We start from the raw sequence: 19,584 nt of genomic DNA, 5'->3' as shown, positions 1-19,584 counted from the left end.
GCGAAATCGCTCCGGCCCTCTCGTCGTTTCTCGATGCGGTTCAGCCCACCTGCGCGTGGATGATCTGCATCACCGAGGTGTCCGCCAGCGTCGTGGTGTCGCCGATGTCCCGCCCCTCGGCCACGTCGCGGAGCAGGCGGCGCATGATCTTGCCCGAGCGGGTCTTGGGCAGCTCCTGCACGAGGAAGATCGTGTGCGGTTTGGCGATGGCGCCGATCTCGTGCTGGACGTGCCCGCGGAGGGCGGCCACCGCATCCTCCGTGCTCATCGTGTCGACCTGCGAGGTCCGCAGGATGACGAACGCCACGACCCGCTGACCGGTGGTCTCGTCGGCGGCCCCCACGACGGCGGCCTCGGCGACGATCGGATGCGAGACCAGCGCCGACTCGATCTCGGCCGTCGACAGGCGGTGCCCGGAGACGTTCATCACATCGTCCACGCGACCGAGGAGCCAGATGTCGCCGTCCTCGTCCTTCCGCGCGCCGTCGCCGGCGAAGTAGACCGTGCGACCGAATTTCGACCAGTACGTCTCGATGTAGCGGTCGGGATCGCCCCAGATACCGCGGAGCATGGAGGGCCAGGGCTCGGTGATGACGAGGAGGCCGCCCTCGCCGTTGCCGACCGGCGCGCCCTGGTCGTCCACGACGTCCACCGCGATCCCGGGGAGGGGCACCTGGGCGCTGCCGGGCTTCAACGTCGTGAGACCGGGGAGGGCCGAGATCATGATCGAGCCGGTCTCGGTCTGCCACCAGGTGTCGACGACGGGGACGTCGCCGTGCCCGATCACGTCGCGGTACCAGATCCAGGCCTCGGGGTTGATCGGTTCGCCGACGCTGCCGACGAGTCGGAGCGAGCTCAGGTCGCGCCGGTTGGGGATCTCGCGGCCGGCCTTCATGAAGCCGCGGATGGCCGTCGGAGCCGCGTAGAAGAGGGTGACCCGGTACTTCTCGATCAGGTCCCACCAGCGCCCGGGCTCGGGGGAGTCGGGGGTGCCCTCGTAGATGACCTGTGTGGCTCCGTTGGCGAGCGGGCCGTACACGACGTAGGTGTGGCCGGTGATCCAGCCGATGTCGGCCGTGGACCAGTAGACGTCCGTCTCGGGGTGCAGGTCGAAGACGTTGCGGTGCGAGTACGACGCGCCGGTCAGGTAACCGCCCGAGGTGTGGAGGATGCCCTTCGGCTTCCCCGTGGTGCCCGAGGTGTAGAGGATGAACAGGGGATGCTCGGCCTCGAACGCCTCGGCGACGTGCTCCTCGGCCGCGCCGGCCATGGCCTCGTGCCACCAGACGTCGCGGTCGGCCTGCCACTCCACCTCGTTGTGCCCACGCTGGACCACCAGCACCTTGGCCACGGTCGTCGTGCCGTGCTCGCTCACTTCGAGGGCCTCGTCCACGGCGGGTTTGAGGGCGGAGACGGAGCCCTTGCGCCACCCGCCGTCGGCCGTGATGACGAGTGTGGCGCTGGCGTCGTCGATCCGAGCACGCAGGCTCTCGGCGCTGAAGCCGCCGAAGACCACCGAATGGACGGCTCCGATCCGGGCGACCGCCAGCATCGAGATCACGGCTTCGGGGATCATGGGCAGGTAGATCACGACGCGATCGCCCTCGCGGACGCCGAGCGACAGGAGGACGTTCGCCGCTTTCTTCACCTCGGCGGTGAGCTCCGAGTAGGTGAACGACCGAGTGTCGCCGGGCTCGCCCTCCCAGTGGAGGGCGACGCGCTCGCCGTTGCCCTGCTCGACGTGGCGATCCAGGCAGTTGTAGGCCACGTTGAGGCGCCCGTCGGCGAACCACTTCGCGAAGGGCGGGTTCGACCAGTCGAGCACTTCGGTGAACGGCTTCTGCCAGGTGAGCAGACTGCGCGACTGCTCGGCCCAGAAGGCGAGTCGATCGTCGGCGGCGCTGGACACCAGCTCCGTCGTGGCGACCGCCTGCGCGGTGAACTCGGGTGCGGGCGGGAATCGGCGGGTCTCCGTGAGGAGATTGTCGATGTTGTCGGCCATGGTCGTCCTTTCGCGTCGTTGCGAGGAGAGGCCGTCGGATGCAGCGGCCTGATACGGAACAGTACTCCGGGCCCGGCGGCGCCCCGGCGAGCACGCCACGGCACCTGTCGGGAGGACCGGGTCCCCTCTCGAGCGAGTCTGACGACGGCCAGGTTGCGGTCTCTTGCGCGAACGGCGTCATGGGGTACACTCATTCGAGTCGGACTAGTTTCGACTAGCAGCGCATCCGATTCCCCCCAATCGCGCGCTGCTGTGGCGGCACCCGTTCCCCCCAACTGGTGCCGCCCCTCTCTTTTTAACGGCGCGGTCGTTTCTCGCGCTCGAGCGAGCCTGATCGCCTCGCGTCTTCGTGTCGCGTCACCTCTTCTCCACAGGGTCCCGATCCTTGACGGGGCAAGGGTGGGGGTGTTCAGAACTGTCTACCTGCGGGGCTGCCGACCTATCGTCGGGTATGACTCCGCCGACGACATCTCCGTCCTTCGACTGCAGCGACGCCACCGATCAGATCACTCCGCCACCGTTCGTGGTCGGACGCGAACCGCCACCCTCCTCCTCGCGGGGTACGTATATCGGTTGCGGGGTACAAAAACAGACAGAACGAACTGTCCCCGCCCAGTTCGGGCCGCTCGCGCCGCTGCTCACCGACCCGGGGGTCACGGACGTCTTCGTGAACGGCGACGGGTCGGTGTGGGTCGATCGCGGCGGGGGTGCGGTCGTGCATCCCCCGCTCCGCCTCGATCGGCGGCTGACCCGCAGCCTGGCGGTGACGCTCGTCGCGCTCGCCGGCCGGCACGTCGACGAGGCGACCCCCTGCACCGACGTCCGTCTGGCCGACGGCATCCGGGTGCACGCGGTCCTGCCACCCGTCTGTCCGGCGGGGCCGCTGCTGTCCATCCGGCTGCCGCGGCCGACCGCCCCCGACCTCGACGACCTCGAGCGCTCCGGCTCCTTCGAGTTCGTCTCCCGGGCCCGGCTCGAGACGGCCGTGCGGGAGCGCGCGAACGTGCTCGTGACGGGGGCTGCCGGCAGTGGCAAGACCACTCTCCTGGCGGCGCTCCTGGCCGGGGCGTCGCCCTCCGAGCGCATCGTGACGCTGGAGGACGTGGCCGAGCTGCGCATCCCCCATCCCCACGTGGTCTCCCTCGAGACGCGGCAGCCCAACCTCGAGGGGGCGGGCGGCATCGATCTGGCGCGACTCGCGCGCGAGGCCCTGCGCATGCGGCCCGATCGGCTCGTCGTGGGGAGTGCCGGGGCGCCGAGATCCGCGAACTCCTCAGCGCGCTCAACACCGGGCACGACGGCGGGGCGGGCACACTGCACGCGAACTCGCTCGACTCCGTTCCGGCGCGGCTCGAGGCCGTGGGCGCTCTCGCGGGGATGCCGCCCGACGTCCTCGCCCGGCAGGTCGAGAGCGCGTTCGACCTCGTCGTGCATCTCGAGCGGCGGGGTGGTCGCCGGGTCGTGGCGGGTCTCGGGGTCTTCGTTCTCGACGAGCAGGGGCGACTGGGGATGCACGGGGTGGCCGAGCCGTGAAGCCGCGTCTCGCTCGGCGCCGCTCCGCTCCCGCGGCCTCGTCCTCCTCGCCCGCTGCGGTGCTCGACCGTCTCGCCGTCCTGCTCGAGGCCGGGGTCGCCCCGGTCGCCGCCTGGCGTCACCTGGCCCAGGTCACGGAGCCGCCTCGCCTCGCCGAGCGACTGACCGCGGTCGCCGCCGCGCTCGAGCGGGGGTCGCCGGGGGCGGAGGCGTTGGCCGACGGCGACGCGGAATGGCGTCAGATCGCTGCGGCCTGGCACGTCGCCGAGGTCTCGGGTGCACCGCTCGGGCCCTGTCTGCGGGCGATCGCCGAGGCGTGCCGGTCGACGGATCAGGCTCGTCGAGACGCGGACGTCGCGCTGTCCGGCCCCATCGCCACGGCGAGGGTCGTCCTCGCCCTCCCGCTCGTCGGGCTCCTGCTCGGGGTCGTGCTCGGGCTCGACACCGTCCCCGTGCTCGTGGGGACCCCCGTCGGCTGGGCGTGTCTCGGCGGAGCGGCGGCATTGATCGTCGCCGCGCGGCGCTGGAACTCGGATCTGGTGGCGCGCGCTCGTCCGGCCGACGCGGTGCCGGGGCTCGAGCTGGAGCTGTTGGCGGTGGCGCTCGGCGGAGGCGGGGCCTGGTCGCCGGCGCGCCGACTCGTCCGCGAGGCCCTCGACCGGTGGTGCGCTTCGACGGCGGATCCCGGCGTGGAGCCCGAGGTCGACACGCTCGAGGCGCTGTCGGAACGGGCGGGGTGCCCGGCCGCCGAGCTGCTGCGGAACGCGGCCGACGAGCGTCGTCGCGACGCCCGGGCGCGGTGTGCGATGAAGGCCGAGCGGCTGGGAGTGATGCTGATGCTGCCGCTCGGGGCGTGCATCCTGCCGGCCTTCGTCCTGCTCGGGGTCGTGCCGCTGATCGTGGCGCTCCTGTCCTCCACAGCGGGGGTGTTGTGACGGCCTCTCCACAGATCGCGAGCCGGCCGGTTTTCTGCTGCGCCACCCGGCGAGGCTGGTTCCGCTCTCGTTCCTCCCCTTCCTCCCTCTCGAAAGGTCGTCACCGTGTCCCTCGTCTCCTCTCCCTCGTCGTCCGTCCCCTCCCTCCGGCTGCTCCGGGCCGTCCCTCCTCGGTTGAGGCGGGTGCTCGCCGACGACACCGGTGCGGCGACCGCCGAATACGCGATCGTCATCATGGCTGCCGTGGGATTCGCCGGGCTGCTGCTCGCCGTGGTCCGATCGCCCGAGGTCAAGGGCATGCTGATGGACCTGGTGCGCCAAGCGCTCTCGGTCGGCTGATGCGGGCGCGTCCGTTCGGCGGGGCGCGGCGCGGCGTCGTCGAGGCCTCGCGCGGCGTCGTCGGGCCTCTTCGCGGCGGCGTCGTCGACGAGCGGGGTTCCGTGACGGTCGAGTTCGCGCTCGTCCTTCCGGCCGTGGTGGTCCTCACCAGCGCGGCGCTCGGGGCCTCGGCCGTGTCAGCGGAGGCCATCCGCCTCGCCGACGCGGCCGGCGTCGCGGCCCGCGCCGTCGGCCGGGGCGACGAGTCCGGTGCGGCCTCGGCGCTGGCGGCACTCGCTCCGGGCGCCACGTGGAGCCTCGTCGGCGAAGACCCCGTCTGCGTTCGCCTCGACGAGCGGGTCCGCCTCGGGCCGCTCGCCGACGCCGTTCCGCTCTCCTCGAGGGCCTGCGCCGCCGCGTCGGGCCGATGAGCGCTCTCGTCGTCGGCCTCGTCGCGGTTCTCGCTCTGGTGGCGGTCGCCGTGGCCGGCGCGGGAGGCCTCCTGACCGAACGGCATCGTCTCGCAGCGGTCGCCGACGCCTCGGCCCTGGCCGCGGCCGATGTGGCTGCGGGGCTCGAGCCGGGCGTCCCCTGTGCAGCGGCCGAGCGTCTGGCCCGGCTGTCCGACGCCCGCCTCGATGCGTGCGTAATAGAAGGTACGAGCGTCACCGTGCGGGTGCTGTCCTCCCGGGGCGCGATGACGGTCTCGGCCTCGTCGACCGCCGGCCAGCCCCCTCGCGAATCGTCTCGCGTCAAAGACACTTCTCAGAAATGAGGAGCGAGACCGGGGTCGGGTATGTGTATGGTGTGCCTGTCGGGTGCACCGACACCGAGCGATCTCGAAGATCGACTTCGGGCGATGAAGCCGTCGTGCATCCTCATCTCCGTCTCGCCGAGAAATCGGTTATTCGTTGCACCCCCGTATCGTCCCCGGTTCTGCGTGAACGATCCCTCTCATCACTCAAGGAGTCCCGTGCCAGGCACGAAGAAGCTCGTCATCGTCGAGTCGCCCGCGAAGGCGAAGACGATCGGCCAGTATCTGGGCAGCGACTACGAGGTCCTCGCCTCGGTCGGACACATCCGCGACCTCATCGAGCCGAAGAACCTCCCGCCCGAGCTCAAGAAGGGCTCGCTCGGCAAGTTCTCCGTCGACGTCGAGAACGGGTTCGAGCCCTACTACGTCGTCTCCGACGCCAAGAAGAAGACGGTCGCCGACCTCAAGCGAGCACTCAAGGGTGCCGACGAGCTCTACCTCGCGACTGATGAGGACCGCGAGGGCGAGGCCATCGCGTGGCACCTCCTGCAAGAGCTCAAGCCCAAGGTGCCCGTCAAGCGCATGGTCTTCCACGAGATCACGAAGGCCGCGATCCAGCAGGCCCAGGAGAACACGCGCGAGCTCGACACCGCGCTCGTCGACGCCCAAGAGACCCGCCGGATCCTCGACCGTCTCTACGGCTACGAGGTCTCTCCCGTCCTCTGGCGCAAGGTTGGACCCGGTCTCTCGGCCGGTCGCGTCCAGTCCGCCGCCACCCGTCTCGTCGTCGACCGGGAGCGCGAGCGACTCGCCTTCGTGTCGGCCAACTACTGGGACCTCACCGCCACCTTCTCCCCGGTCACCGACCGGCTCCCGTTCCCCTCGCGCCTGGTGCGCGTCAACGGCGACCGGATCGCCAGCGGCCGCGACTTCGACGACCGCGGGCAGCTGAGCAGCGGCGCGATCACCCTCGACGCCCAGTCCGCGCAGGCGCTCGCCGACGCGCTGTACGCCCCCGGTGTCGGGGTCGTCGTCCAGTCGGTCGAGTCCAAGCCCTACACCCGCCGTCCGGCCGCGCCGTTCACCACGTCCACCCTGCAGCAGGAAGCCGCGCGCAAGCTCCGCTTCTCCGCCCGCCAGACGATGAGCGTCGCCCAGGGGCTCTACGAGAACGGCTACATCACCTACATGCGAACCGACTCGCCGTCGCTGTCGCAACAGGCGATCGACGCGGCGCGCTCGCAGGCCTCCAAGCTCTACGGGTCCGAAACGGTGCCGGAGAAGCCCCGCGTCTACACGGGCAAGAGCAAGAACGCCCAGGAGGCGCACGAGGCGATCCGCCCGTCGGGCGACACCTTCAAGACGCCGTCCTCGCTCGAAGGCACCCTCCGAGGCAACGACTGGAAGCTCTACGACCTGATCTGGAAGCGCACGGTCGCCTCGCAGATGGCCGACGCCAAGGGCTCGACCGCCTCCGTCGTCGTCGCGGCCACCACGGCCACGGCCGTCGAGGGCATCGCCCCCCGTTCCGCAGCCGGCACCCTCGCCGAGTTCGTCGCCACCGGAACGGTCATCACCTTCCGCGGCTTCCTCGCGGCCTACGAAGAGGGCCAGGACGAAGACCGCCACGGTCAGGCCGAGCCGACAGCCGAAGCCAAGCTCCCGGTGCTGACCGAGGGTCAGGCTCTCGGCATCGACGACGTCGAGGCCAAGGGTCACGACACCAGCGCTCCGCCCCGCTACACCGAGGCGAGCCTCGTCAAGACGCTCGAAGAGCTCGGGATCGGTCGACCGTCCACCTACGCCGCGATCATGTCCACGATCGTCGATCGCGGCTACGTCACGCCCCGCGGCACCGCCCTGGTACCGAACTGGATCGCCTTCAGCGTCGTCCGCCTGCTCGAGGACTACTTCGGCGACCTGGTCGAGTACGACTTCACCGCGAGCATGGAGGACGACCTCGACCTCATCGCGGGCGGCGAGGCCGACCGGGTCGACTGGCTGAACGGTTTCTACTTCGGCAACGACACGCACCGCGGTCTGCGAAAAGTCATCGACAACCTGGGCGAGATCGACGCCCGCGACATCAACTCCATCGCGCTCGGCGAGGGGCTGACGCTGCGCATCGGCCGCTACGGGCCCTACCTCGAGACGCCGAGCGACGACCCCGAGACGCCTCGTCGAGTCAACGTGCCCGAAGACATGGCCCCCGACGAACTCACTCCGGCCCGGGCCCGCGAGCTCATCGACGCCCCCGTCATCGGCGACCGCGTCCTCGGTCTCAACCCCGACAGCGGCAAAGAGGTCATCGCCAAAGACGGCCGCTTCGGCCCGTACGTCACCGAGCGGCCCGTCGAGGTCCCCTCCGACATCTCCGACATCGCGGTGGACGCCGAGACCGGCGAACTCATCGACTCGGGTGCCCCCGTGGAGGTCTCCGACGCCGCCGACGCGACCGGCACCACCCTGACGAAGGCGCCGCCCGCCAAGAAGGCCCCGGCCAAGAAGCCCGCCGCCAAGAAGACCACTCTGCCGAAGGAGCGCACGGCCTCTCTCTTCAAGTCGATGGACGTCGACTCGATAGATCTCGGCACGGCCCTCAAGCTCCTCGACCTGCCGCGCGTCGTAGGCCTCGACCCCGAGACTGGCGACGAGATCCAGGCGCAGAACGGCCGCTACGGTCCGTACCTGAAGAAGGGTACTGACACCCGGTCGCTCACGACGGAGGACCAGATCTTCGAGATCGACCTCCCCGGCGCCCTCGAGCTCTACGCCCAGCCGAAGTACGGGGCTCGCCGCGCCTCGAGCGCCCTCAAGGAGTTCGACGCCGACCCGGTGAGCGGCAAGGCGATCAAGATCAAGGACGGCCGTTTCGGGGCCTACGTCACCGACGGCGAGACCAACGCCACGATCCCGCGCGGCGAGACCGTCGAAGAGGTCGACTTCGAGAGAGCGGTCCAGCTGCTCGCCGACAAGCGCGCCAAGGGGCCCGCGGTGAAGAAGACCGCGGCGAAGAAGGCTCCGGCCAAGAAGCCCGCCGCGAAGAAGCCGGCAGCCAAGGCGACCACCACGAAGGCGGCCGCGGCCAAGACGACCGCGACGAAGACTGCCGCCGCGAAGACGACGACGGCGCGGAAGCCTGCTGCGAAGAAGGCGACAGCCTCGAAGACCCCGGCCACCGAGACCGACTAGTGGCCGGTCTGTTCATCACCCTCGAGGGGGGCGACGGCGCCGGCAAGTCCACGCAGGCCGCCCTCCTCGAGACCTGGTTGCGCGAGTCGGGCAGCACGGTCACCCGCACGCGCGAGCCGGGCGGCACCGACCTCGGCGGCGAGATCCGCACGATGGTGCTCCATCGCCGTGGGCATATCGCCCCGCGCGCCGAGGCGTTGCTCTACGCCGCCGATCGAGCGCACCACGTGGCGACCGTCGTGCGACCCGCACTCGAACGCGGTGAGGTCGTGCTGCAAGACCGCTATCTCGATTCGTCGGTCGCCTACCAGGGCGCGGGGCGCATCCTCGATTCCGGAGAAGTCCGTCGCCTGTCGCTCTGGGCGACCGAACACCTGCTGCCCGACCTGACGGTGCTGCTCGACCTCGACGCGGTCGCCAGCCGCTCACGCCTCGACGAGTCCCGGACCGGCTACGACCGGCTCGAGTCCGAGGCCCTGGACTTCCACACCCGGGTGCGCGACGCCTTCCTCGCGCTGGCCGCGGCCGAGCCCGAGCGGTTCCTCGTCGTCGACGCCACCCGGCCGATCGACGACATCGCCACGACGATCCGCGAGCGGGTCGGCGGGATGCTCGGCTGACCATGGGCGTCTGGGACCACCTGACCGGACAGGCCGACGCCATCGAGGCCTTCACCGCAGCGGCCTCGATGGCTCCGGGCAACATCGCCATGACCCATTCCTGGCTCATCACCGGCCCGCCCGGTTCCGGTCGATCGAACCTCGCCTACGCGTTCGCCGCGGCACTCCTCTCCCGCGGCCCCGACGACGAGGAGCAGACGATCCGGCAGGTCGCGGCGCGCACGCACCCCGACCTGGCCGTGCTCGCCACCGAGCGCGTCATCATCACCATCGACGAGGTGCGCGCCCTCGTCAGCGCCTCCCAGTTCTCGCCGTCGGTCGGCCGCTACCGCGTGGTCGTCATCGAAGACGCCGACCGTATGACCGAGCGCACCTCGAACCTGCTCCTCAAGGCGCTGGAAGAGCCGCCGCCCCGGACGGTGTGGCTGCTCTGCGCCCCGAGCGAGGCCGATCTCATCCCGACGATCCGCTCTCGAGTCCGGAGCGTGCGCCTGCGGGTGCCGGCCGTCGCCGACGTCGCCCTGCTGCTGCAGGAGCGCGACGGGGTCGATGCCGAGACCGCCGAACGCGCGGCGCGGGAGGCGCAGAGCCACATCGGAATGGCGCACCGCCTCGCGACCGACCCGGACGCCCGAGCCCGACGCGAGCAGACCCTCCAGGCCGCCCTCGGCATCCGCTCGGTCTCCGACGCCGTCATCGCGGCCGCGACGCTGCTCGCCGTCGCCGGCGACGACGCCAAGGCCATCACCCTCGAGAAGGACGCCCAGGAGCGCGAGGGCGCTCTGCGATCCCTCGGAGTGGCTCCGGGCGGCACCGTGCCCCTCGCCCTCCGGTCGCAGCTCCGAGCACTGGAAGACGATCAGAAGCGTCGGGCGACTCGCAGCCTCCGCGACGGCATCGACCGGATCCTCGTCGACCTGCTCTCGCTCTACCGCGACATCCTCCTGCTCCAACTCGGTGTGGCGACCGAGCCGATCAACCAGAGCATCCGCGGCGCGCTCGAATCCCAGGCGGAGGCATCCACTCCCGCCGCGACACTCCGCGTGATGGACGCCATCACCACGGCGCGAATCCGCATCGACAGCAACGTGTCGCCGGTGCTCGCTCTCGAGGCGATGCTGGTGGCGGTCAGCCGGCACGCACTGCGATAGGCCATGATGGTCGGCATGAGCGACGAAGCCCCTCCGGGACTCCGAGAACGCAAGCGTCTGGCCACGCGGCGAGCGATCCAGGTCGCGGTCCTGCGGCTGGTCGCCGCGCACGGGTTCGATTCCGTCACGGTCGAGATGATCAGCCGCGAGGCCGACGTGTCACCGCGAACGTTCTTCAACTACTTCGCCTCCAAGGAGGAGGCCGTGATCGGCGATCCGCCCGAGGTCCCCGACGAAGTGGCCGTGGTCCGGTTCGTCGAGGCGAGCGGCGACGGCACGATGATCGCCGACCTCATCGATCTGATCGAGGCGGCGACCGAGGCCAGCATCGTGGACCGCGAACTGGTCTTCGCCCGCCGGGTCGTGCTGCGCGAGCATCCCGAACTCTTCGCTCGTCGCATCGCGTCTCTCCACGACTTCGAGGCCGGCCTCCAGGACATCCTGGCGAGGCGCCTGGCTCGTGAGCAGCCCTCGATCGCCGACGACGAGATCGCTCTTCGCAGCCGATCGCGCCTCGCGACGCTCGTCACGATGGCGACCCTGCGGCATGCCTGGGCCGAGTGGGTCGACCAGGGGCCGACGCACGCAGGGCGCCCCGATCATCGGGCCGACGACCTCGAGAAGACCCTGCGCTCGCACCTCGACGAAAGCTTCGCGAGCCTCGACGGGCTGTGGTCACGAGAAGGCTCGGAGATCAGGTAAAGTATCTGACTGTGCGTTCGGGGTTTCCCTGAAACGCGCCGCCTTAGCTCAGTCGGTAGAGCGTCTCACTCGTAATGAGAAGGTCGTCAGTTCGATTCTGACAGGCGGCTCGCGAAGTGCGAAGGGGTCCGAGAGGGCCCCTTTTTTGCGGCCTCAGCGATCTACGCAGCCGCAGGTGCGGAGAGAATCGGTAGGAAACGCCGCACCTATTGATAGCCTCGACGTACGGGGTGCAGCGCCCCGCCCTTCCGAGAGCAGAGTCGCATGAACACCACCGCCCGCCCCGCCCGCCTTCGCCGTCTCGGCGCCCTCGCCGCCGCGGTCGTCGGCGTCACGCTCCTGGCCGCCGGGTGCTCGTCGAGCAGCAGTTCCGACGCCGCGTCGTCGAGCACGACGCCGACGCCCACGAGCACCATCGCCCGCGGCACGGGCACCGTGAGCGTCCTCTACGCCGGCTCGCTCCTCAACCTCATGGAGAAGAGCGTCGGCCCCGACTTCGACACCGCCACCGGGTACACCTTCCAGGGCACCGGCATGGGCTCCGGCGCTCTCGCCACGCTGATCAAGGGCAAGACCACCAAGGCCGACGTCTTCATCAGCGCGTCCCCGAAGACCAATGAGCTGCTGGAGGGCGACGCGAACGGCAACTGGGTCTCCTGGTACGCCACCTTCGCCTCCTCGAAGCTCGTCCTGGGCATCAACCCGAAGAGCTCGTTCGCCGCCGAGCTGAAGTCGAAGCCCTGGTACGACGTCGTCGGCGAGACCGGCTTCAAGCTCGGCTCGACGGATGCCCTGACCGACCCCAAGGGGGCGCTCAGCGTCACCGCCCTGCAGACCGCGGCGACCTCCGAGAACAAGCCCGAGCTGGCGACGCTGGCCGAGTCGTACAACAACGTCCAGCCGGAGGAGTCGCTCGTCGGCCGCCTCCAGGCCGGTCAGCTCGATGCGGCCTTCTTCTACGCCAGCGAGGCCAAGGCCGCCGACCTCGAGACCGTGCCGATCACGGGGCAAGACCTCAAGGCGATCTACACGATCACGAAGGTCGCCGGCGCCCCGAACTCTTCCGGCGCCGACGCCTTCATCGAGTACCTCCTCGGTGCGGCCGGCCAGAAGAAGATGAAGGCGCTCGGCTACGACCTGACGGTGCCGGCGGCCGTGACGGGCACCGGAGTCCCGAAAGCGCTGACGAGCATCCTCGGCGAATAACGCGGAGCGCAGTGCCGCTCGCGCAACGCCTGCTACGGTCCGGAGCATGAGGACCCTCCGCAGCCCGCTCACCTGGCTGGGCGGGCTGCTCGCGCTGTACCTGCTGGTGCCGATCGTCGCGTTCGCCGGACGCTTCGTGGTGTCGAGCGACAAGGGCTTCGAGAACGCCGGCCTGGCCCAGGCCTTCTGGACCTCGATCGTCAGCGCGAGCATCTCGACCGCGATCATCGTGCTGCTGGGCGTGCCGCTCGCGTACCGCATCGCCCGCTCCCGCAGCCCGCTCGCTCGGGCCGTCGGTGTGCTCGTGCAGCTCCCGCTCGCGCTGCCTCCGGTGATGAGCGGCATCGTGCTCATCTACATCGTCGGGCCCTACACGGCCATCGGAGAGCTCTTCCACGACGGCCTGACGAGCTCGCTCGCCGGCATCGTCATCGCCCAGACGTTCGTCGCATCGCCGTTCCTCGTCATCGCCGCCCGGAGCGCGTTCGAGGCGGTCGACCCCGCCCTCGACGACCTCGCAGCGACACTCGGGCACCGGCCGCTGGCGCGGTTCTGGAAGGTCGCTCTGCCCGCCGCCTCCGTCGGCATCCGGGCGGGCATCCTGCTGACCTGGTTGCGCGCCCTGGGGGAGTACGGCGCGACCGTCCTCCTCTCCTACCACCCCTACTCCCTGCCGGTCTTCACGAGCGTGCAGTTCCAGAGCTCGGGGATCCCCGGCACGCAGGCCCCGACGGCCTTGGCGCTCGGGATCGCGATCGTGGCCGTGCTGCTGGGGCTCGTCCGCCTGCCGGCGCGAAGGGGCCGTGGGATGCACGTGCCGCCGCCCCGGGAACCACGGCAGTCGCCCGTCACCCCCGTCTCCTTCGACTTCGACGCGCGCGTGGGCTCGTTCCGCCTCGACGTCGCGCACACCGCCGACGCCCACCGGATCGCGATCCTCGGGCCCTCGGGCTCGGGCAAGTCGGTAACGCTGCGGGCCGTCGCAGGGCTGCTGGGGGATGCGGGAGCCGTCCGGTTCGGATCGGACGACGTCTCCGCGCTCCCGGCCGAGCGCCGCCGGGTCGGGTACGTGGCCCAGGGCGGGGCCCTCCTGCCCGGCCGGACCGTTTGGCAGCAGGTGCTCTTCGGCGTCGGATCGGACCCCGCCGTCGCCGCCTGGTGGCTGGAGACACTGCGCCTCACGGGGCTCGAGGATCGGCTGCCGCAGGAGCTCTCCGGAGGACAGCGCCAGCGGGTGGCCCTCGCGTCGGCCCTGAGCCGCCAGCCGCGGATCGTGCTGCTCGACGAACCGTTCTCGGCCCTCGACGCACCCGTGCGGGAGGAGCTCCGGCGCGAGGTCCGGCGGTTGCAGCGCGAGACCGGACTGTCGACGGTGCTGGTGACGCACGACCCCGAAGAGGCCGCGCTGCTGGCCGACGAGATCCTCGTCGTGAGCGAGGGGCGACTGCTCCAGGCCGGGACGCGCGCCGAGGTCTACGGCCGGCCCGCCTCCCCGGAAGTCGCGCGGTTGCTGGGGATCGCGAACCTGCTGCGGGGCGAGGTCGTGACCGGAAAATCGGTGCGGATCGACGGGGTCGAGCTGGGCACGCCGGAGCACGGACTCGCCCGGGGTGCGGGGGTGCTGTGGAGCGTGCGGCCGGAGAACGTGGTGGTGTCGGCGGGCGTGGGGTCGGGCATCCCACGCTCCGGGTTGGGCTCTGGTTCTGGGTCCGGTTCTGGGTCCGGTTCTGGTTATGGGTCTGGTTCTGGTTACGGGTCTGGTTCGTTCGCCGGAACGGTCGTCGACGTGGCCGATCTCGGGACGTCGACCACGGTGACCGTGCGACTGGGGGCCTCCGCGGAGGGGCCGGAAGTGCGGGCCCATACGACGGATCGGGTGGAGGTCGCACCGGGAGACGAGTGCCGGGTGCGGATCGAGCCCGTCGACGTGGTGGTCTGGGCCGACCTGTCGGTGGGGGCTGGCAGGCTGGGGGAGTGAGCTCTTCTTCTGCTGTCGCTTCCGCTGCTAGTTCTGCCTCTGCCTCTGACTCTGCCGGTTCTGCCTCTGGCTCTTCGTCGGTGGCCCTGTCCGTCGTCGTGATCGGGTCGGCCAATCTCGACTACCTCGTGCGGGTTCCCGCGCACGTGCGGCCCGGCGAGACGATCCTGGCCACGGGGCTCACCAAGCAGCCCGGCGGCAAGGGGATGAACCAGGCCGTGTCCGCCGCGCGACTCGGCGCCGACGTGACCTTCGTCGGAGCCGTGGGGGACGACCCCGAGGGCGAGCGGATCGCGCAGGTCCTGTCGGACGAAGGGATCCGCGCCGATCTCGCGCACCCGAGCGGCACCCCGACCGGCATCGCGCTGGTCAGCGTGGACGACGCCGGCGAGAACTCGATCACGGTGGTGGCGGGCGCGAACGCAGCGGTGTCCGTCGGCGACGGGGAGGCCGCGGTGGTCCACCACGTCCGCCCGGGCACCGTCGTCGTGCTGCAGGGCGAGCTGCTCGCCGCCACGACCGAGTCCGTGGCTCTGGCGGCTGCCGGCGCCGGAGGACGCGTCGTGCTGAACCTGGCACCGTTCCGCACGACGGCCGCCCCGGTGCTGGCCCTCGCCGACCCGCTCGTGCTGAATGAGACGGAGGCGGGCGAGTTGCTGGGGGCGTCGTTCGGGGGCAGCGCCGGTGGCGGCGGCGCTCACGGTTCCGGTGAGGGTTCTGGCGACGGCTCTCTCGGCAGCGGCAGTCTTGTGTCGGGCGGCGGCGGTCTCGTCGACGGGGCTCTCGCCGCCGCTGCGGAGCTCGTCGGTTCGGGGGCGTCGGCGTCGGCGTCGGCAGCGACTGTCACGGTGCGGTCCGTCGTCATCACGCTCGGTGGGAAGGGGGCCGTCTGGGCCGATGCGTCCGGCTCGGCCCACGTCGTCGCCACTGCGCCCGAGGCCGTCGTCGACACCACCGGGGCGGGCGACGCCTTCGTCGGCGGGCTCGTGGCGGCGCTCGCCACGGGCTCTTCGCTCGCCGACGCGGTCGCCCTCGGGGTGCGGGCCGGCACCTTCGCGGTCGGCGGGCTGGGAGCGCAGTCGTCGTACGCGCGCCGGGCCGACCTGGACTGAGCCGCGGGCGCTTCCGGCTCGACTCCAGAACACGCTGCTCATGTTCCGCTGCGGCCGCCACTTCTGGAGTCGCTGATTCGGCAGCGCCGGTCGGACTCCAGAAACTCCGGTCTCGCGCGGAACTGAGCGGCGTGTTGTGGAGTCGACGACGAGCGAGCCGGTCATCCAGCGGCGTCGGCGTCGGAGGCTGCTGCTAGACAGGGGGCATGACTTCGATCCGTTGGGGAATCCTGGGCGCCGGTGGCATCGCCTCCACTTTCGTCGCCGATCTGCTCGGCGCGCGCGAGCAGGGCGCCGACTTCACCGTCTCGGCCGTGGGCTCGCGCCGAGCCGAGACCTCGCGCGCCTTCGCGGATCGGTTCGGCATCGAGCACGCCCACGCCAGCTACGAGGCGCTGGTCTCCGATCCCACCGTCGACGTCGTCTACATCGCGACGCCGCACGTCTTCCACCGCGACCAGGCCCTGCTCGCGATCGCGGCGGGCAAACACGTCCTCGTCGAGAAACCGTTCACGATCAACGCCGTCGAGGCCCGCGAGATCTTCGACGAGGCCGAGGCCGCAGGCGTGATCGCTCTCGAGGCGATGTGGACCAGGTTCCTGCCCCAGAACGACGAGCTGCGGCGCATCCTCCGCTCCGGCCTCATCGGCGAGCCGCGCTTCTTCCACGGCACCCACTTCCAGAGCCTGCCCACCGATCCGCACCACCGCATCAACGATCCGGCCCTCGGCGGCGGGGCGCTGCTCGACCTCGGGGTCTACCCCGTCTCGTTCGCGCTCGACGTCTTCGGGGCGCCCACGAGCATCCTCGCTTCCGGCCTCCTCAGCGAGCAGGGCGTCGACAAGCGGGTCTCGACGGTGTTCGGGCACACGGGCGGCGCCGCCTCGACCACGTCGAGCGCCCTCGACACCGCAGGCCCGAACGCCGGGTCGATCCAGGGCTCCGAGGGGCGCGTCGAGATCGACGGCACGTTCTTCACGGCCTCCGGTCTCACGGTGTTCGACGCCGAGGGCGAGGTGCTCGAACGGTACGACTCCGACGAGGGCGGACTGCGGGGGATGCACCACCAAGCCCTCGAGATGGCCCGCCTCGTCGAGCACGGCCGCTCCGCCGACGACCGCCTGAGCCCCGCCGACACGCTCGCCGTGATGGCGACGATGGACGAGATCCGCCGGCAGATCGGGGTGCGGTACCCCTCCGAAACGGCGAGCCGATGACCCGGGCTGTCCACGGGCGCCGTTTCGCCGCCGTCGCATCGTTTCGTAAGATGAGCCGGACATGACTGACCACGGCACCCCTCCCGACGGCCCGACGTCCGATGCTCCGCGCACGTCGGGGGCGTTCGCGACCTGGGTGCGCGGCCATCGGGTGGCTTCGGGGGTCGTCGCCGGCGTGGTGGCGATCGTGCTGTTCGGGGGTGCGGCCGTCGCGGTCGGAGCCACGACGGCTCCCTCGTCCGGGCGGTCCGCGGTCGCCGGTGCCGCACCTTCGGCGTCGACATCGGCCTCTGCTTCCGCTGCTCCGTCGGCTTCCAGCACCCCGACGATCCCGGTCCGACCCGTGCCGTCGAGCATCCCCGCCGCTGCTCCGCTCCGGACCTGCTCGGTCAACGCGGCTGCATCCGCCGCCGCTCTCGGCAGCTTCGAGGGCACCGTCGTCAACGCGACGACCGGCGAGACCCTGTTCGATCGCAACGGTTCGACACCGGCTCGCACGGGCAGCGTCATGAAGACCCTCACGTCGGCGGTCGCCCTGTCGGTCCTCGGGCCGAACTACACGTTCGCCACAACGGTCACGGGCGACCCGACCTCCGGCAGCATCACCCTGGTGGGTGGCGGCGATGCCACCCTGAGTGCTCTGCCCGCAGGCCAGGAGAGCGTCTACAAGGGCGCTCCGAAGCTCAGCGACCTCGCTGCGCAGGTCAAGGCGAAGCTCGGCGACACGTCTCTCACGACCATCGCACTCGATTCGTCGATGTGGAACAACGCCGACAGCTACGACCCGAGCTGGCCCGTCACCGAACGCACCATCGGCTACCAGCCCCTCATCGTGCCGCTCATGGTCGACGGCGACCGGGCCAACCCGACGCAGCAGACGAGCCCGCGCTCGACCGATCCGGTCGGACGGGCGGGCGACGCCTTCCGATCGGCGCTGGTCGCGGCAGGCGTGACGGGCGCGTCCACGGCGAACATCACCCGCGCGACGTCGACGTCGACCACGGTGCTCGCGACCGTGCAGTCGCAGCCGCTGGCGACGCTGATCGCGCAGATGATCCCCGTCAGCGACAACACCCTGGCCGAGATGCTGGCCCGAGTCTCGTCGAAGGTCTCGGGCGCCGACGGATCCGCGGCATCGCTCACCGGCGTCTACCAGGCGGCGCTGTCGAAGAGCTACGGCCTCGATCCCTCCTCGATCAAGATCATCGACGGGTCGGGCGAGAGCCTCAACGACGGCGTGCCGTCCGCCTTCGAGGCGCAGCTGATGATCAAGGTGCTGAACAAGGTCGGCAGCCTCGTGATCCTCTACGACGCCCTGCCCGTCTCCGGGCAGTCCGGCACCCTGGCGTCACGCTTCACCGGCGCCAACGCCGTCGCCCGAGGCCACGTCCACGCGAAGACAGGCTGGATCGCCTCGGCCTACACGCTGGGCGGCATCATCGACGCCGCCGACGGCACCAAGCTCGCCTTCGCGTTCTACGCAATCGGGCGCGTGTCGTCGTCGGCGATGCCGGCGCTCGACACGTTGACGACGGCCGCCTACTCGTGCGGGGCGAACCTCTCGAACAACTAGCGGGCGGTGGGCTTGTTGGTCGTGTCGCGAGTGTCCAGTGCGTGTCGTGCGTCGAGCTGTCGACGACATCCAATGGACACCCGGTTGGCGCTGAGCCGCTGAGCCAGTGAGCCGCTAACCGGCTGACCCGCTGGCAGAATCGGTGCATGACTCGCGCGCTGTTCATCGTCGACGTCCAGAACGACTTCACCGAGGGAGGGGCGCTCGGTGTCGAAGGGGGCGCGGTCGTCGCCGCCGGAATCACGAGGTTGCTTGCCGCGAGTGCGGCCGGAGACGACTTCTCTTACGACGTCGTGATCGCTTCCCGTGACTGGCACGACGGCGACAACGACAACGGTGGTCACTTCGCGACGTCGTCACCGCCCGACTTCGTCGACTCCTGGCCGGTGCACTGCGTCGCCGGGACTCCAGGCGCGAACTACCACCCCGGCCTCGACACGTCGGCCGTGGACGTGCACGTGAAGAAGGGGATGGGGGAGCCCTCCTATTCGCTGTTCCAAGGAGTGAGCGACGGCGGCGAGACCGTGCTGCAGGTGCTCGACCGTCTCGGCGTGACCGACGTGGACGTGGTGGGGCTCGCGACCGACTACTGCGTCCGTGCATCCGCCCTGGATGCCCTGGCTGCCGGGCGGCGCGTGCGAGTCCTCTCGGATCTCGTCGCTGGCGTCGCACTCGAGTCGAGCGTCGCCGCCCTCCGCGAGGTGGAGGCCGCCGGGGCCGTGGTCGTGTCGTCGGGCCTCGCCGGGTAGCGGGTGCTGGTCGGGTGCTGTGCCGTCTAGTGCGGTGCCGCTGCCGTGGGGTGCGGGGGGTGGGCCCAGCGCAAGTCGCCTCGATTTACGCATATCGCCCCGGCACGGCGGGGCGACTTACGTGAGCCGGGGCGACTTGCCGCTGCGGCGACTCGACACGCAGCAGGGGTTCGCGGCGGCAGTGCTGCTGCGGAGGCGCGAGGTGCTGGAGGGGCGAGGCCGGGGGATGCACGGCATCGCGAATTACGTAGGGAATCGCTGCACGGCACGATGCCTTGCGTAAAACGTGATGCCTTGCTGGGTGTGCGCACCGTGGGCGGGGCCCAGCGCAAGTCGCCTCGATTTACGGATGTCGCCCTGGCACGGCGGGGCGACTTACGTGAGCCGGGGCGACTTGCCGCTGCGGCAGGTGGGGGCGTCGCCTGCCGGGGTCGAGCACGCTCCGGTTCCGGTTCCGGCACCGGCACCGGCGCGGGCACGCGCACGGAGCCGCTGGCCAGCGCAGGGCGCCACTCGCCACCCCTCGCCGCCGCCCGCCCGCT

At 70.7% G+C, this 19,584-nt stretch carries 15 protein-coding genes, 1 tRNA gene and 1 pseudogene; 16 read left to right on the top strand and 1 reads right to left on the bottom strand.

Annotation, left to right across the window (positions count from 1 at the left end; genetic code table 11):
- Positions 1 to 40: 40 nt before the first annotated feature.
- A complete protein-coding gene (acs, locus tag ABEA39_RS11070) occupies positions 41 to 2,002 on the bottom strand; it encodes an acetate--CoA ligase (protein WP_345375936.1) in 1,962 nt (653 codons plus the stop codon).
- A gap of 451 nt (positions 2,003 to 2,453) precedes the next feature.
- Here acs and ABEA39_RS11065 point away from each other — a divergent pair.
- The 16 genes and pseudogenes from ABEA39_RS11065 (at position 2,454) to ABEA39_RS10985 (ending at position 19,042) form a co-directional block, all read left to right on the top strand.
- Positions 2,454 to 3,535 (top strand): annotated as a pseudogene (locus ABEA39_RS11065) (TadA family conjugal transfer-associated ATPase).
- The gene (locus ABEA39_RS11055; RefSeq protein WP_345375935.1) at positions 3,532 to 4,470 is read left to right on the top strand and encodes a type II secretion system F family protein; all 939 of its coding nucleotides are present in this window, start codon (positions 3,532 to 3,534) and stop codon (positions 4,468 to 4,470) included. The pseudogene ABEA39_RS11065 and the gene ABEA39_RS11055 overlap by 4 nt, the downstream one beginning before the upstream one ends.
- A 105-nt stretch (positions 4,471 to 4,575) precedes the next feature.
- Entirely contained in the window at positions 4,576 to 4,809 is a 234-nt protein-coding gene (locus ABEA39_RS11050; protein ID WP_425556957.1) for a DUF4244 domain-containing protein, read from the top strand.
- A complete protein-coding gene (locus ABEA39_RS11045; RefSeq protein ID WP_345376125.1) occupies positions 4,809 to 5,219 on the top strand; it encodes a hypothetical protein in 411 nt (136 codons plus the stop codon). The genes ABEA39_RS11050 and ABEA39_RS11045 overlap by 1 nt, the downstream gene beginning before the upstream one ends.
- On the top strand, positions 5,216 to 5,563 hold the full coding sequence (locus ABEA39_RS11040; protein WP_345375934.1) for an Rv3654c family TadE-like protein: 348 nt from the start codon (positions 5,216 to 5,218) through the stop codon (positions 5,561 to 5,563). The genes ABEA39_RS11045 and ABEA39_RS11040 overlap by 4 nt, the downstream gene beginning before the upstream one ends.
- 198 nt (positions 5,564 to 5,761) lie before the next feature.
- Positions 5,762 to 8,734, top strand: a complete 2,973-nt coding sequence (gene topA / locus ABEA39_RS11035; protein WP_345375933.1) for a type I DNA topoisomerase — start codon at positions 5,762 to 5,764, stop codon at positions 8,732 to 8,734.
- Complete coding sequence (gene tmk / locus ABEA39_RS11030) at positions 8,734 to 9,354, top strand: dTMP kinase (protein WP_345375932.1); 621 nt, start codon at positions 8,734 to 8,736, stop codon at positions 9,352 to 9,354. The genes topA and tmk overlap by 1 nt, the downstream gene beginning before the upstream one ends.
- Positions 9,355 to 9,356: 2 nt before the next feature.
- Positions 9,357 to 10,505: a DNA polymerase III subunit delta' gene (locus ABEA39_RS11025; RefSeq protein ID WP_345375931.1), complete on the top strand. Its 1,149-nt coding sequence runs from the start codon at positions 9,357 to 9,359 to the stop codon at positions 10,503 to 10,505.
- Positions 10,506 to 10,520: 15 nt separating this feature from the next.
- On the top strand, positions 10,521 to 11,207 hold the full coding sequence (locus tag ABEA39_RS11020) for a TetR/AcrR family transcriptional regulator (protein ID WP_345375929.1): 687 nt from the start codon (positions 10,521 to 10,523) through the stop codon (positions 11,205 to 11,207).
- 37 nt (positions 11,208 to 11,244) lie between these two features.
- Positions 11,245 to 11,317: transfer RNA gene (locus tag ABEA39_RS11015), tRNA-Thr, on the top strand.
- 154 nt (positions 11,318 to 11,471) lie between these two features.
- Complete coding sequence (locus ABEA39_RS11010; RefSeq protein ID WP_345375928.1) at positions 11,472 to 12,413, top strand: substrate-binding domain-containing protein; 942 nt, start codon at positions 11,472 to 11,474, stop codon at positions 12,411 to 12,413.
- 46 nt (positions 12,414 to 12,459) lie between these two features.
- Positions 12,460 to 14,391, top strand: coding sequence for an ABC transporter ATP-binding protein/permease (locus tag ABEA39_RS11005; RefSeq protein ID WP_345375927.1), 1,932 nt, complete (start codon positions 12,460 to 12,462; stop codon positions 14,389 to 14,391).
- 80 nt (positions 14,392 to 14,471) lie between these two features.
- Entirely contained in the window at positions 14,472 to 15,503 is a 1,032-nt protein-coding gene (locus ABEA39_RS11000) for a ribokinase (protein WP_345375926.1), read from the top strand.
- A 206-nt stretch (positions 15,504 to 15,709) separates the two neighbouring features.
- On the top strand, positions 15,710 to 16,720 hold the full coding sequence (locus ABEA39_RS10995) for a Gfo/Idh/MocA family protein (protein WP_345375925.1): 1,011 nt from the start codon (positions 15,710 to 15,712) through the stop codon (positions 16,718 to 16,720).
- A gap of 61 nt (positions 16,721 to 16,781) precedes the next feature.
- The gene (locus ABEA39_RS10990; RefSeq protein ID WP_345375924.1) at positions 16,782 to 18,293 is read left to right on the top strand and encodes a D-alanyl-D-alanine carboxypeptidase/D-alanyl-D-alanine-endopeptidase; all 1,512 of its coding nucleotides are present in this window, start codon (positions 16,782 to 16,784) and stop codon (positions 18,291 to 18,293) included.
- Between the two features lie 146 nt (positions 18,294 to 18,439).
- The gene (locus ABEA39_RS10985) at positions 18,440 to 19,042 is read left to right on the top strand and encodes an isochorismatase family protein (RefSeq protein WP_345375923.1); all 603 of its coding nucleotides are present in this window, start codon (positions 18,440 to 18,442) and stop codon (positions 19,040 to 19,042) included.
- The last annotated feature ends 542 nt before the right edge of the window (positions 19,043 to 19,584 follow it).

The sequence above is a fragment of the Frondihabitans cladoniiphilus genome (assembly GCF_039544345.1).
GTDB classification, from domain to species: Bacteria; Actinomycetota; Actinomycetes; order Actinomycetales; family Microbacteriaceae; genus Frondihabitans; species Frondihabitans cladoniiphilus.
Note: the sequence above shows the minus strand (reverse complement) of the source record. Positions and strands in the feature narration are given on the sequence as shown.

Coding starts and splice junctions, on each gene's coding strand:
- ABEA39_RS11005 (WP_345375927.1), top strand. CDS start 12,460: ATGAGGACCCTCCGCAGCCCGCTCACCTGGCTGGGCGGGCTGCTCGCG.
- ABEA39_RS11025 (WP_345375931.1), top strand. CDS start 9,357: ATGGGCGTCTGGGACCACCTGACCGGACAGGCCGACGCCATCGAGGCC.
- ABEA39_RS10990 (WP_345375924.1), top strand. CDS start 16,782: ATGACTGACCACGGCACCCCTCCCGACGGCCCGACGTCCGATGCTCCG.
- ABEA39_RS11020 (WP_345375929.1), top strand. CDS start 10,521: ATGAGCGACGAAGCCCCTCCGGGACTCCGAGAACGCAAGCGTCTGGCC.
- ABEA39_RS10995 (WP_345375925.1), top strand. CDS start 15,710: ATGACTTCGATCCGTTGGGGAATCCTGGGCGCCGGTGGCATCGCCTCC.
- ABEA39_RS11045 (WP_345376125.1), top strand. CDS start 4,809: ATGCGGGCGCGTCCGTTCGGCGGGGCGCGGCGCGGCGTCGTCGAGGCC.
- acs (WP_345375936.1), bottom strand. CDS start 2,002: ATGGCCGACAACATCGACAATCTCCTCACGGAGACCCGCCGATTCCCG.
- ABEA39_RS11010 (WP_345375928.1), top strand. CDS start 11,472: ATGAACACCACCGCCCGCCCCGCCCGCCTTCGCCGTCTCGGCGCCCTC.
- ABEA39_RS11040 (WP_345375934.1), top strand. CDS start 5,216: ATGAGCGCTCTCGTCGTCGGCCTCGTCGCGGTTCTCGCTCTGGTGGCG.
- ABEA39_RS10985 (WP_345375923.1), top strand. CDS start 18,440: ATGACTCGCGCGCTGTTCATCGTCGACGTCCAGAACGACTTCACCGAG.